This is a genomic window from Streptomyces sp. NPDC059828 (assembly GCF_042731955.1).
GTDB lineage: Bacteria > Actinomycetota > Actinomycetes > Streptomycetales > Streptomycetaceae > Streptomyces.
This window is the reverse complement of sequence record NZ_JBHWIW010000084.1, coordinates 1-12901: the sequence shown is the minus strand read 5'-3', so window position 1 is coordinate 12901 and position 12901 is coordinate 1. Positions and strand designations below refer to the sequence as shown.

At 69.5% G+C, this 12901-nt stretch carries 15 protein-coding genes; 7 read left to right on the top strand and 8 right to left on the bottom strand.

Going from position 1 to position 12901, the window contains the following annotated elements; all coding sequences use genetic code 11:
- Positions 1-281: 281 nt before the first annotated feature.
- A complete protein-coding gene (locus ACFV6V_RS30550) occupies positions 282-923 on the bottom strand; it encodes a DNA-3-methyladenine glycosylase (protein ID WP_385571087.1) in 642 nt (213 codons plus the stop codon).
- A gap of 88 nt (positions 924-1011) precedes the next feature.
- Between ACFV6V_RS30550 and ACFV6V_RS30545 the strand changes: the two genes are divergently transcribed.
- The 3 genes from ACFV6V_RS30545 (at position 1012) to ACFV6V_RS30535 (ending at position 3102) form a co-directional block, all read left to right on the top strand.
- Positions 1012-1794 (top strand): sporulation protein, encoded by a 783-nt coding sequence (locus tag ACFV6V_RS30545; protein WP_385571086.1) that lies wholly within the window; start codon positions 1012-1014, stop codon positions 1792-1794.
- A gap of 54 nt (positions 1795-1848) precedes the next feature.
- Entirely contained in the window at positions 1849-2382 is a 534-nt protein-coding gene (locus ACFV6V_RS30540) for a YbhB/YbcL family Raf kinase inhibitor-like protein (protein ID WP_385571085.1), read from the top strand.
- Between the two features lie 189 nt (positions 2383-2571).
- Complete coding sequence (locus ACFV6V_RS30535; RefSeq protein ID WP_385571084.1) at positions 2572-3102, top strand: HNH endonuclease; 531 nt, start codon at positions 2572-2574, stop codon at positions 3100-3102.
- Positions 3103-3168: 66 nt separating this feature from the next.
- Here ACFV6V_RS30535 and ACFV6V_RS30530 read toward each other — a convergent pair whose 3' ends face one another.
- The 4 genes from ACFV6V_RS30530 to ACFV6V_RS30515 form a co-directional block, all read right to left on the bottom strand.
- Entirely contained in the window at positions 3169-3939 is a 771-nt protein-coding gene (locus ACFV6V_RS30530) for a sulfite exporter TauE/SafE family protein (RefSeq protein ID WP_385571083.1), read from the bottom strand.
- 86 nt (positions 3940-4025) lie between these two features.
- A complete protein-coding gene (locus tag ACFV6V_RS30525) occupies positions 4026-4994 on the bottom strand; it encodes an SPFH domain-containing protein (protein ID WP_385571082.1) in 969 nt (322 codons plus the stop codon).
- A 102-nt stretch (positions 4995-5096) separates the two neighbouring features.
- On the bottom strand, positions 5097-5525 hold the full coding sequence (locus ACFV6V_RS30520) for an NfeD family protein (protein ID WP_385571081.1): 429 nt from the start codon (positions 5523-5525) through the stop codon (positions 5097-5099).
- Between the two features lie 72 nt (positions 5526-5597).
- Positions 5598-6392 carry an ABC transporter ATP-binding protein gene (locus ACFV6V_RS30515; protein ID WP_361277845.1) on the bottom strand — a complete coding sequence of 265 codons (795 nt, stop codon included), beginning with the start codon at positions 6390-6392 and terminating at the stop codon, positions 5598-5600.
- A gap of 134 nt (positions 6393-6526) precedes the next feature.
- Between ACFV6V_RS30515 and ACFV6V_RS30510 the strand changes: the two genes are divergently transcribed.
- A complete protein-coding gene (locus tag ACFV6V_RS30510; protein WP_385571080.1) occupies positions 6527-7318 on the top strand; it encodes a hypothetical protein in 792 nt (263 codons plus the stop codon).
- A 164-nt stretch (positions 7319-7482) separates the two neighbouring features.
- Here ACFV6V_RS30510 and ACFV6V_RS30505 read toward each other — a convergent pair whose 3' ends face one another.
- The 3 genes from ACFV6V_RS30505 to ACFV6V_RS30495 form a co-directional block, all read right to left on the bottom strand.
- Positions 7483-7725 (bottom strand): chaplin, encoded by a 243-nt coding sequence (locus ACFV6V_RS30505; protein WP_385571079.1) that lies wholly within the window; start codon positions 7723-7725, stop codon positions 7483-7485.
- A gap of 172 nt (positions 7726-7897) precedes the next feature.
- Positions 7898-8542: a response regulator gene (locus ACFV6V_RS30500; protein ID WP_385571078.1), complete on the bottom strand. Its 645-nt coding sequence runs from the start codon at positions 8540-8542 to the stop codon at positions 7898-7900.
- Positions 8535-9692 (bottom strand): GAF domain-containing sensor histidine kinase, encoded by a 1158-nt coding sequence (locus tag ACFV6V_RS30495; RefSeq protein ID WP_385571077.1) that lies wholly within the window; start codon positions 9690-9692, stop codon positions 8535-8537. Before ACFV6V_RS30495 ends, ACFV6V_RS30500 begins: the two co-directional genes overlap by 8 nt.
- Positions 9693-9888: 196 nt before the next feature.
- On the opposite strand from ACFV6V_RS30495, the gene ACFV6V_RS30490 reads away from it, so the two are divergent.
- The 3 genes from ACFV6V_RS30490 (at position 9889) to ACFV6V_RS30480 (ending at position 12762) form a co-directional block, all read left to right on the top strand.
- Positions 9889-10617 carry an SDR family NAD(P)-dependent oxidoreductase gene (locus ACFV6V_RS30490; RefSeq protein ID WP_385571076.1) on the top strand — a complete coding sequence of 243 codons (729 nt, stop codon included), beginning with the start codon at positions 9889-9891 and terminating at the stop codon, positions 10615-10617.
- Between the two features lie 23 nt (positions 10618-10640).
- Positions 10641-11750, top strand: a complete 1110-nt coding sequence (locus ACFV6V_RS30485) for an S-adenosylmethionine:tRNA ribosyltransferase-isomerase (protein ID WP_385571075.1) — start codon at positions 10641-10643, stop codon at positions 11748-11750.
- A 277-nt stretch (positions 11751-12027) separates the two neighbouring features.
- On the top strand, positions 12028-12762 hold the full coding sequence (locus ACFV6V_RS30480) for a lytic transglycosylase (protein WP_385571074.1): 735 nt from the start codon (positions 12028-12030) through the stop codon (positions 12760-12762).
- Positions 12763-12901 lie beyond the last annotated feature (139 nt).

The following is a 12901-nucleotide window of genomic DNA, read 5'->3' as shown; positions in this document are numbered from 1 at the left end:
CCTTCGTGTTTCCAACCTTACCAGATTCATTTTCCGTTCCGTTCCCGGTTCGGATTCTGTTTCCAGTGGCCGTTGGAGGGCCTTTGCCTTTCGGCGTGTTCACTACGTTAGCCGATTTCCCTGGCAGCTCATAATCGAGCCATTCGGATTGAATTTCGGCATGCCGAAATCGCACCCGGTCCGGGTTCGTCGTAGGTAGTGGATGGCCGCTTCGGGGGCTGTAGAACAGCAGTCCCTGTTTCAGGCGGCTCGGGCTACGTTAGGCGTCTCGAAACACGGAGTCAAGTTGACCTACGGCGTGGCGCATGAGGCCGGTAGGGGCTCACGGTGGGATCGCCCTCGATCCAGTAGCGCCATGGATGCGTGCCGCCTTCGCCGCCCACTCCCGTACGCGGACCGTGGCGTACCTGGTCAGAACTGACGGGCCGCCCGGTGAGGATGCTGAGGGGAGCGTCGGGTCCGGCGCAGACGTCGGTGCCGTCGAGGGCGCGGTCGATGTCGAGCGCCGTGGCCAGCCGAGCCGGCCCTTTGGCCAGTTCCTTGTCATTGCGGGCTGAGATTCGACGTTTACGGGCCAGTTCGTTGCCCACAACGATCTCGCCCGCACGCAGCAGGACTCCGCTCGCGGTGCCTTCGGGACCGCACACCAGATTGAGGCAGTGCCACATGCCGTAGGTGAAGTAGACGTACGCGTGTCCGGGCGGGCCGAACATCACTCCGTTCCGGGCTGTGCGGCCCCGGTAGGCGTGCGAGCCCGGGTCGGCCTCGCCGGCGTAGGCCTCCACCTCCGTCAGCCGGAGCTCGATCGTGCCGTCCTCCGTCTGTCGTACCAGCGTGCGACCCAGGAGATCGGGGGCCACCTCGAGCACCGGGCGGTCGAAGAAGTGTCGGGGCAGCGGCGTACGGTCGGAGCTCTCGGGCATGGCGCCCGAGGGTACCCGTCCGCACCGTCCCGGGAACCGGCTACGGTCGTCGCGCGTATGTAGAGGTCAGGACCAAGGAGGTAGGAGCATGGGCTTCAAGAGGCTGCTCGCGAGCCTGGGCGCCGGTGGGGCGTCCGTGGAGACGGAGCTGACAGAGGCGAACGTCGTCCCCGGTGGTGTCGTACAGGGCGAGGTGCGGATCCAGGGTGGTTCCGTCGATCAGCAGATCGAGGGGCTGTCCGTCGGTCTCCAGGCGCGCGTCGAGGTCGAGGGCGGTGACCAGGAGCTCAAGCAGGACATCGAGTTCACCAAGCAGCGGCTCGGCGGTGCCTTCGAGCTCAAGGCCGGCGCGACGCACGTGGTGCCGTTCGGGCTCGAGATCCCCTGGGAGACGCCGGTCACCACGATCGCCGGGCAGCAGCTGCGCGGGATGAACATCGGTGTGACCACGGAACTGGAGATCGCGCGTGCCGTGGACTCCGGTGACCTGGACCCGATCCATGTCCACCCGCTGCCGGCTCAGCAGGCGATCCTCGACGCGTTCATCCAACTCGGCTTCCGCTTCAAGAGCGCGGACATGGAGCGGGGTCACATCCGTGGGACGCGGCAGCGGCTGCCGTTCTACCAGGAGATCGAGTTCTTCCCGCCGCAGCAGTACCGGGGGCTCAACCAGGTCGAGCTGACGTTCATCGCCGACGGCCGCGAGATGGACGTGGTGCTGGAGATGGACAAGAAGCCGGGGCTCTTCAGTGAGGGCAGCGACTCCTTCCGTTCGTTCCAGGTGGACCTGCACAACTTCCAGGGGACGGATTACGCCGCCTACCTGAACCAGTGGCTCGCTGATGTCGGCGGTCGCCGCAACTGGTTCTAGGCTCGGGTCCGTAAGCGCGGAAACGCGCAGGAACGCCTATTCGGAGGTTCAGACGTGACCGAGGCGAAGAGGGCTCCGCTGCCTCATGACTTCCATCCGCCGGTGCCGTCGTTCACCGTGACGAGTCCCGATGTCGAGCCCGGAGCCTCCCTCAAGGACGCCCAGGTCCACTCGGGCGGCAACACCTCGCCGGCGCTGCGGTGGGAGGGCTTCCCCGCGGAGACGAAGAGCTTCGCGGTGACGTGCTTCGATCCGGACGCGCCGACGGGCAGCGGGTTCTGGCACTGGGTGCTGTTCGACATCCCGGCATCGGTGACGGAGCTGCCCGCCGGCGCGGGCGGCGGGAAGTTCGAGGGCCTGCCCGACAGTGCGGTCCATGTCCGCAACGACTACGGGTCGAAGGACTTCGGCGGGGCCGCTCCGCCGCCCGGGGACGGGCCGCACCGCTATGTGTTCACGGTGTACGCCGTGGACCAGGAGAAGCTCGGCCCGGGTGACGAGGTGTCGCCGGCGGCCGTGGGCTTCAATCTGCGGTTCCACACGCTGGCGCGCGCCCAGCTCATCGGGGAGTACGAGAACAAGGGCTAGTGGGTGGCCCGAGCTCCTCCTCAGGCTTCGCCTGTTGTTTGCCCGCTCCTGGTCTTGGAAGAGATCAGGAGCGGGCATCTTTCGTTGTGCGCGGATATTGCGTTGTCCATCGCGGCGTGCCCGGCCAGAGTTGACCCCAGCCCAGAGCTCGCCACAAGGGCCGGGCCGGCACATGGGAGGTGGGGCACAATGCGGGACACGCTGGTACTGAATGCGAGCTTCGAGCCGCTGTCGACGGTGACGCTCAACCGTGCGGTGGTGCTGGTGCTGCAGGACAAGGCCGTCGTCGAGCAGTCCCACCCCGCGCTCCGTGTACGTGCCGCGGCGGTGGAGCTGCCGGTGCCCCGGGTGATCCGGCTGTGCAGATACGTACGGGTGCCGTTCCGAAGACAGGCGCCGTGGTCGCGGAGGGGTGTGCTGGTCAGGGACCAGAACCGGTGCGCGTACTGCGGCAGGCGGGCGACGACCGTGGACCATGTGGTGCCGCGGGCGCAAGGTGGGGCGGACAGCTGGCTGAACACGGTGGCTTCCTGTGCCGAGGACAACCACCGCAAGGCGGACCGTACTCCCGAGCAGGCCGGTATGCCGCTGTTGCACGAGCCCTTCGAGCCGACGCCGGCGGACGCGATGCTGCTGACGCTGCGGGCGGGTGAGCGCGCGGAGCTGCCGGAGTGGCTGGTACGGAACGCGTCGCAGCCACCCTCCCGCACCGCGGCGTGAGCACTGGCGCGGGACTGTGGTGCCGCGAAGGCCCGCCTCCTCACGGAGGCGGGCCTTCGTGTGCCGTCAGCGCAGCAGCAGCAGGACGATGGCGGTCGTACCAACGATGACGATCACGGTTCGAAGCACCACGGGCGACAGCCTCCGGCCGACGGTGGCACCGATCTGACCGCCGATGGTGGAGCCGACCGCGATCAGCAGGGCGGCCGTCCAGTCGATCTCCGCGACGAACACGAAGAAGAGGGCGGCGACGCTGTTGACGATCGCGGCGAGCACGTTCTTGACGGCGTTGAGGCGCTGGAGGGTGTCATCGAGCAGGATGCCCATCAGGGACAGGTAGATGATCCCCTGGGCGGCGGTGAAGTAGCCGCCGTAGACGCTGGCCAGCATCAGGGCGGTGAAGAGGAGCGGGCCTCCGTCGGGGTGCGGTTGCGCGGTGGTGTCCCGTTCCCGGCGGCGCTGGACGGCCGCGGAGATCCGGGGCTGGAGGATCACCAGGACGAGGGCGAGCGCGACGAGGACGGGGACGATGGTCTCGAAGGCGGTGGACGGCAGCAGGAGCAGGAGCATCGCTCCGCCGAGCCCGCCGATGAGTGAGGCGAGTCCGAGGCGGAGCACTCGTCGGCGCTGTCCGGTGAGTTCCTCGCGGTAGCCGATGGCTCCGCTGATCGATCCTGGTATGAGTCCGATGGCGTTCGAGACGGTCGCGGTGACCGGGGGCAGTCCGGTGGCCAGCAGCACCGGGAACGTGATGAGCGTTCCCGAGCCGACGATGGTGTTGATGGTGCCTGCTGCCGTACCGGCCGCGAAGACCGCGAGTGCTTCCCAGATGGACAAAGCCATCTCCTCACATGATCAGTGTGTCGCCTCCCCGCCGTGAAGGTCGAGGGGCCGAACCGATCATGCCCGACCGCGTGTATGTGTCAATCGATCGGCGGCTGCTCGCGTCGCTCGGTGCCGCTCTGCGGCGGGATGTTGCCGCTGCCGCCGCCGTGGTTGTTGTTGTTGCCGGAGAACGGGCCGCCGAAGCTGCCGATCGCACCGGAGAGGCCCTTGAGTGCGTCACCGATCTCGCTGGGCACGATCCAGAGCTTGTTGGCGTCGCCTTCGGCGATCTTCGGCAGCATCTGGAGGTACTGGTACGAGAGCAGCTTCTGGTCGGGGTCTCCCGCGTGGATGGACTCGAAGACGGTGCGGATCGCCTGTGCCTCACCCTCGGCGCGCAGGGCGGCGGCCTTGGCCTCACCTTCGGCGCGCAGGATCGCGGACTGCTTCTCACCCTCGGCGGTGAGGATCTGCGACTGGCGGATGCCTTCCGCGGTGAGGATCGCCGCGCGCTTGTCCCGGTCGGCGCGCATCTGCTTCTCCATCGAGTCCTGGATGGAGGTCGGGGGTTCGATGGCCTTGAGCTCGACGCGGTTGACACGGATGCCCCACTTGCCGGTGGCCTCGTCGAGGACCCCGCGCAGAGCCGCGTTGATCTCCTCGCGCGAGGTCAGGGTCCGCTCGAGGTCCATGCCGCCGATGATGTTGCGCAGTGTGGTGACGGTGAGCTGCTCGATCGCCTGGATGTAGCTGGCGACTTCGTAGGTCGCGGCCCTGGCGTCAGTCACCTGGTAGTAGATGACGGTGTCGATGTTGACGACGAGGTTGTCCTGGGTGATCACCGGCTGAGGCGGGAAGGGGACGACCTGTTCACGGAGGTCGATCCGGTTGCGGATCGAGTCGATGAACGGCACGACGATGTTCAGGCCCGCGTTGAGGGTGCGGGTGTAGCGGCCGAAACGTTCGACGATGGCGGCACTGGCCTGCGGGATGACCTGGATCGTCTTGATCAGGGCGATGAAGACAAGCACCACCAGAATGACCAGGACGATGATGATCGATGGCATCGTGCTCCCCGTGCCCTTCGCTGCCGGATGATTCTGATGATCGAGTTTCCCAGACCGCGGGCGGTGATGGGACCCGTTCCGTCACATGATGATGACGCGTGGTCAGATGACCACGGCGGTGGCTCCGTCGATCTCGACCACGTCGACCTGCTCGCCCGGTTCGAAGGCGCGCTCCGTGTCCAGGGAGCGCGCCGACCAGACCTCTCCCGCAAGCTTGATGCGGCCGCCGTCGCCGTCGACGCGTTCCAGGACGACTGCTTGACGGCCTCTCAACGCGTCGATGCCGCTGGCCAGTTGGGGCCGCTGCGAGCCGTGGCGGACCGCGATGGGGCGTACGACCGCGATGAGCGCGACCGATACCGCGGCGAACACGATCACTTGCGCGACCACGCCGAAGCCGAGGGCCGCGGTGACGGCTCCCGCGACGGCTCCGGCGGAGAGCATGCCGAATTCGGGCATGGCGGTGAGCACCAGCGGGATGCCGAGCCCCACCGCTGCGATCAGCCACCACACCCATGCGTCGATGTCCACACAGGCATGGTAGGTCCGTGGCCGCCGCTCGGACAGGGCGCGCGGGCCGGGCCGCCGGGGGCCCAACTGGTTTTACTGGCCGAGCGGGAGGCCCTGTGCGCTCCAGCGCTCGCCGTTGCGCTCCACGATGAGGGGCAGGCCGAAGCAGCGGGAGAGGTTGCGGGAGGTCAGCTCGGTCTCCACCGGCCCGGCGGCGACCACCTTGCCCTGACGGATCATCATGACGTGGGTGAACCCGGGGGCGATCTCCTCGACGTGATGGGTCACCATGATCATGGACGGTGCCAGGGGGTCGCGGGCGAGGCGGCCGAGCCGGCGCACCAGGTCCTCACGGCCGCCGAGGTCGAGTCCCGCGGCGGGCTCGTCGAGCAGCAGCAGCTCGGGGTCGGTCATCAGGGCGCGGGCGATGAGGGTGCGCTTGCGCTCGCCCTCGGAGAGGGTGCCGAACCTGCGGTCCAGGTACTCCGACATGCCGAGGCGGTCGAGGAAGGCGCGGGCGCGCTGCTCGTCGACGGCGTCGTAGTCCTCGTGCCAGGTGGCGGTCATGCCGTAGGCGGCGGTGAGCACGGTCTGGAGGACGGTCTGACGCTTGGGGAGCTTTTCGGCCATGGCGATGCCTGCCATGCCGATACGCGGGCGGAGTTCGAAGACGTCGATCTTGCCGAGCTCGTCACCGAGGATGGTGGTGGTGCCGGTAGTGGGGAAGAGGTAGCTGGAGGCGATGTTGAGCAGGGTCGTCTTGCCGGCGCCGTTGGGGCCGAGGATCACCCAGCGCTCGCCTTCCTTGACCGACCAGGAGACGTCGTCCACCAGAGCGCGTCCGTCGCGGACCACGGATACGTCCACCAGCTCCAGTACATCGCTCATGAGCGCGTTGTCTCCCCATGCAATCGTCGAGAGGTCCCGGGAGTCCGGTGTGCCTGCGGGCGTGGCTCCCAGGGGAAAACCTACGCCACCAGCCGGGTGCCCCGATGGCCCGGTCCGGTACCTAGGCTGGGTCCATGCTTTCGGAACCACGCTCAGGACGGCTGGCCGCATGGGGAAATGCCCTGTTGGCCGGTTTTGTATCACCCGATGACGCGGTGCTCGCGATCGTCGGGGACGACGCGGTGCATCGTGTGGAGGGGCTACCGGACGAGCCGGGGCCGGTCGGGCTCAGTCTTGCGCTGGGACGGCTGCGGGGGCTCGGTGTGACGGGTTTCCGGGTCGCGCTGCCCGCGCCCGGACATCCGCTCGGGCTCAGCGGACCGCCGGTGTTCAACGCACGGGCCCTCGATGCGGAGGAGGCGGTCGTCGGCCACGGGGCGGCGTACGGGCTTGTTCCGGACGTGCACGAGGTGGGGCCCGCCGGGGATCTGCATGTGCGGGTGGTCTGGCACTGCCTGGAGGTACGGGACGCCCCGCCCGCGGATGTGCCCTCGCTCGGGGAGGCCGAGCGTGAGCTGGCGGAGGCGATGCGGGACGCCACGGCGGTGCTGTCGCGGCTCGATGTGGCGGGGTCCGGTCCGGCGGCCGAGGCGGCGCTGGACGCGTACCGGGCGCGGGCCGAGGCGGGCGCGGGACGGGATGCGCTGGCGCCGGGGTATCCGCCGCGCGCGGTGCGGGTGCTCGAGCTGGCGCAGCGGGTCGGGCTGCTGGTGTCGCTCGCGTACGAGAACGGGCACGGCGGCGCTGTGAGCGCGTCGGAGATGGCGGCGCGGGGTGAGGCACTGCGGCCGGTGGAGCGGGTGGCGCGGCGTGCCCAGGTGGCCGCGTACAACGCGTACGTGGAGGAGCAGGAGCGCCGCGAGTAGCCATGGGGGCGTGAAGCGGCGAGCCGAGTCCAGCGGAGTCCGGTGCGCCCGGGCACACGCCCCGCAGGGCTGCGGGAACTGCGCGACCAGTCACAGCGGGCCCTCCCCCTGCTATCGCGGGGAGGGCCCCAAGTGACACACCGGACTTCCGGCGGAACGCTTGGTCAGCCGTTGACGCCCATGTTGCCGAAGGCCGGGTTGAGCGCACCGATGACGTTGACGGTGTTGCCGACGGCGTTGACCGGGACGTGGACCGGGACCTGGACCAGGTTGCCGGAGCCGACACCCGGAGAGTTGACGGCGCTGCCGTCCGCGTGCGCGCTGGTCGCGGACGCGGCACCGGCGCCGGCCGCGAGCAGCCCACCGGCGACCATGGTGACGGCGACGGCCTTCTTGAGGTTCTTCACTTCAGCTTCCTCCTGGTCACGGACTGCGGTGGTCACCGCAGCACGCACTGGAGAACGCCCGTCGGACCCATCTGGATACGCCACATGGGCGACATACACACGACGGTATGAATCTCAGACCGGCGAGCAACCGTCCTGCGGCAGGCTCCGCCGACCTGCTGAAACGTTCTGATCAGCCGCTGAGGCCGTGGCGTACGGCCCAGAGCGCCGCCTGCGTACGGTCCGCCAGATCCAGCTTCATCAGAATGTTCGACACATGGGTCTTCACCGTCTTCTCGGAGAGGACCAGAGCGCGGGCTATCTCGCGGTTGGAGCGGCCGTCGGCGATCAGCCCCAGCACCTCGCGCTCGCGCTCGGTGAGCGAGGTGCCCCTCCCCTGCCCCGTGCCGGGCTCGTCCTCCGAGAGCAGCACGTCGGCCACCTCGGACTGGAGCAGCACATGGCCCGCGTGCACGGAGCGGATCGCACCGGCGAGGGCGTCCGGATCCACGTCCTTGTACACATACCCGGAGGCGCCCGCGCGGAGCGCAGGGACGACGGTGCGACGTTCCGTGAAGCTCGTGACCACCAGCACCTTCGCCGGGTTGTCGAGGGCTCGCAGCCGGCGCAGGGCCTCGATCCCGTCCATACCGGGCATCTTCACGTCCATGAGCACGACGTCAGGACCCAGCTCCTCGGCTTGCGCCACACCCTCGGCGCCATCGGCGGCCTCCCCCACCACTTCGATGTCGTCCTGCACTTCGAGGAAGGTGCGCAAGCCCCGCCGGACGACCTGGTGATCGTCCACGAGCAGCACGCGGATTCCCTTGTCACCCACCGGGGACCTCCATCTCGATCGTGGTGCCCTCGCCGGGCGCCGATTCCACCGTGAGTGTGCCGCCGACGCCACCGGCCCGGTCACGCATGGAGACCAGGCCGAGGTGCCGCCCCGCCCTGCGCACCGAAGCGGGTTCGAAGCCCTTGCCGTCGTCCCTGACGCTGAGAACCGCGCCCTGTCCCTTGCGGCCCAGACTGACCGCGACCAGCCCCGCGCCGGAGTGCCGGAGCGCGTTGTGCAGGGCTTCCTGGGCGACCCGTAGGAGGGCCTCCTCCTGGGCCGCGGGCAGGGCGCGCACTCCCACGGCGTCGAAGGTGACACGGGCGGTGTGGGCGCGGTCGAGCACCTGGATCTGCGTACGGAGGGTGTTGACGAGGCCGTCCTCGTCGAGGGCCGCGGGGCGCAGCTCGACGACCGCCGCCCGCAGTTCGTCGGTGGCTTCGGCGGCGAGCAGGGCGACCTGCTGGAGCTCGCCCTTGGCCCGCACGGGATCACGGTCCACCAGCGCGGCTGCGGCCTGGGCGGTCAGCCGCAGCGAGAACAGCTTCTGGCTGACCGCGTCATGCAGCTCATGGGCCAGGCGGGAGCGCTCCTCGGCGATCGTGAGCTCACGGCTGCGTTCATAGAGCCGGGCGTTGACGAGGGCGATCGCGGCGTGCTGGGCGAGGATCGAGAGCAGCTCCTCGTCCTCCTCGGTGAATCCGCAGGTCCCCCCGCGGCTGCCGGGGGGCTTGGGGCACCGCTTGTTGGCGAGGAAGAGCGCGCCGATCGTCTCGTCGCCGTCCTTGATGGGCAGGCCCAGGAAATCGGACATGTCGGGGTGGGCGGACGGCCAGCCCTCGAAGCGGGGGTCCTCACGCACGTCAGCGAGCCGCTCGGTCTTCGCGTCCCTGAGCATCGCGGCGAGGATTCCGTGCTGGCGCGGCAGCGGTCCGATCGCCCTCCACTGCTCGTCGCTGACGCCGTCGACGACGAACTGTGCGAAGCCGCCGTGGTCGTCGGGCACGCCCAGCGCCGCGTACTCCGCGTCGAGCAGCTCGCGTGCCGAGGCGACGATCGTCTTGAGGACGTCGCGCACCTCGAGGTGCCTGCTCATCTCGAGGAGGGCGGTGCTCACTGCGGCGAGGCCGGAGCGCGGGCTGTGGCTCATGGGATCACCGTACCGGCGTGCCGTGACCGTGCGTATCGGCCTGTGGACGGTCGCGGCCTGGGCCGCCGGTCGTAGGTCGAAGTGCCCTGTAAGGCAGGGCCTCGGGGACGAGGTGGACGGCTGGGGTGCAGAGCCACTCTGAGGGTCTCAGGGCCTGAGGTGGCCTGAGGGCAACCGAACAGAGGGGACGGACATCATGCCGGTAGCGATCATCACGGGTGCCTCCAAGGGGCTGGGACGGGCACTGGCCGGGTCGCTCGCCCAGCGTGGCTGGGACCTGGTGCTGGACGCGCGCACCGAATCCGTGCTGACGGAGACGGCTGAGCAGGTGAGGCGCCGGTTCGGGACCCGGGTGGTGGCGCTGGCCGGGGATGTCACCCGGGCCGGGCACCGCGGGGACCTGGTAGCGGCGGCGCAGGAGCTGGGGTCGCTCGATCTGCTGGTCAGCAATGCCAGCGCGCTGGGTGCCGAGCCGCTGGTGCCGCTGGCGGAGCTGCCGCTGGACGGGCTGCGCGAGGCGCTGGAGACCAATGTGGTGGCGGCGCTCGGGCTGGTGCAGGAGGCACTGCCGCTGCTGCGCACCGGTACGGCGGGGGGCACGGAGCCGGATACGGCGGGTGCGGTGATCGCGGTGAGCTCGGACGCGGCGCGGGAGGCGTATGCCACCTGGGGCGGATACGGGTCGTCGAAGGCGGCGCTCGACCTGCTCACCCGGGTGCTGGCGGTCGAGGAGCCCGGGCTGAGGGTCTGGGCGGTGGACCCAGGCGACATGCGCACGGATCTGTATGAGGCCGCCGTGCCCGGGGACGGGGACGCCGGGGCGCGGCCCGAGCCGGAGTCGGTGGTCCCGGCGTTCCTGAGGCTGCTGGACGAGCGTCCGGCCAGCGGCCGGTACGAGGCAGCCGCGCTGCTGGCGGGCCGGTGAGCGGGGTGAGTGGGGTGAACCGGATGAGCCCGGTGGGTGTCCTGGAGAGTCTGAAGGTGCCGGACGAGTTGCTGGCGCGCGTGCCCGCGGAGGATCGCGGCAGCGGCCGGGACGACGTACGGCTGCTGGTGTCGCGCGGCACGGCGGTGTCGCACCATGCGTTCCAGGAGCTGCCCCGGCAGCTGCGGGCCGGAGATGTTCTTGTGGTGAACACGTCACCCACTCTGCCGGCCGCCATGGACGGGCGGCTCGGTGCCGAACGCCTGGTCGTGCACTTCTCGACGCGCGGTGACCTGCCTCCCGGCCGCGGTCAGGAGGGTGAGCGCTGGGTGGTGGAGCTGCGCGCCCCAGATGGCGCGGGGAGCACGCGGCAGCGGCCCGGGGGGCCTGCGGGAGCACGGATCCGGCTGCCCGGGGGCGGACAGCTCGTCCTGGAGGAGCCGCGGGAGCACGGGGGCGCAGCGGGCGGGCGGCTGTGGTGGGCCACGGCCTCGGTGGACGTGGCGGGACTGATGAGGCGGTACGGCAGGCCCATTCGATACCGGTACACGGAGCGGGACCAGCCGCTGTCCGCGTACCAGACGGTGTTCGCGCTGCCCACGCTCGACGGCTCGGGCTCGGCGGAGATGCCGAGCGCGGCCCGCCCCTTCACGGAGCCCCTGGTGGCGGAGCTGGTGCGGCGGGGGGTTCAGTTCGCTCCGCTCACCCTGCACACGGGTGTGGCGTCGGCGGAGGCGCATGAGCCTCCGTACCCGGAGCGCTTCGAGGTGTCCGAGGCGACGGCGTGGCTGGTGAACGCGGCACGGGCGGGGGGCGGCAGGGTCATCGCGGTGGGGACGACTGCCGTACGGGCGCTGGAGTCTGCGTCGGGGCCGGACGGCGTGGTGCGGGCGGCGAACGACTGGACCGGTCTGGTGGTCACTCCCGGGCGGGGGGTGCGGGCGGTGGACGGCCTGCTGACCGGACTGCACGAGCCCGAGGCCTCACATCTGCTGATGCTGGCGGCCATCGCCGGGGAAGAGGCGCTGGCCTGCGGTTATACCCAGGCACTGGAGCACGGCTACCTCTGGCATGAGTTCGGGGACGTGCACCTCATCCTGCCGGATGACCTCATGACAGATCGGATTGCTTGAGCAACTCACTGTGAGGTGGAGCGGGGCCGGATGTGAGCCCGCGCATAGGGCGCAGGTCACTTACGAAGCGCACTAGTGGATACATAAAGGACATCTGAACTGGACTTTTTAGGGGACTTGTCCGGACTTATGGGGTCCTGCTCCACTATCCGGGATCGTACGTCACACCTTTGCCAGCGGATTTTGCTGCCGCTAAGAATTGCGTTCGTCGCCGCCGAGAAGGCGCTGAGCCGCCCGGCCTTTCGCGACTCCCGCTATTCGAAGAGGTACGTCTCGCATGTTCGCGTCCCGCACTTCCGGTTCCGCTCGTATGTCCAAGACTCACAAGATCTCGATCGCCGGTGTGGCCGCCGTTGGCGTCTCGGCCCTCGCGTTCTCGCTCGTCCCGGGCAGCGCCTCCGCCGAAACCGAGACGCAGGCTGTGTCCACCGCCAATGTCGCCTGGTCCACCAACGTCGACACGGCGAAGGCCGCGGCCCTTCAGGCGAGCATCGCCAACCAGTCGTCCTTCCTCGACGCCCAGGCTCAGGCCCAGGCGAAGGCGAAGGCCACCGCCGCCGTGCTGAAGGCCAAGGCCGAGGCCCAGGCCGCCGCCAAGGCGAAGGCCGCCGCTGCCGCCAAGGCCGCCGCGAAGAAGCGCGCCGCCGTGCAGGCCGCCGCCAACCGCGCCGCCGCCCGCAAGGCTGTCTACCCGAACAACCTGGACGGCTGGATCCGCGAGTCCCTGGACATCATGAAGAAGCACAACATCCCGGGCACCTACGAGGGCATCCACCGCAACATCATGCGTGAGTCCTCCGGTAACCCGCGTGCCATCAACAACTGGGACATCAACGCCCAGAACGGCATCCCGTCGAAGGGCCTGCTCCAGATCATCAAGCCCACCTTCGACACGTACCACGTCGCCGGCACCCCCCATGACCAGTACGACCCGGTCGCCAACATCGTCGCGTCCTGCAACTACGCGGCCGACCGCTACGGCTCGATGGACAACGTGAACAGCGCCTACTGACGCTGACGGACGCGCCGCACGGGCGATCCCACACGCCGGGAGGCAGGGCCCCCACCCGGGGGGCCGCCGCCCGGCGGGGGGCGGGGGGCAGTCCGGCCGGCGGCCGCACAACACATAATTAGCGAGACCCGCCGGGGCA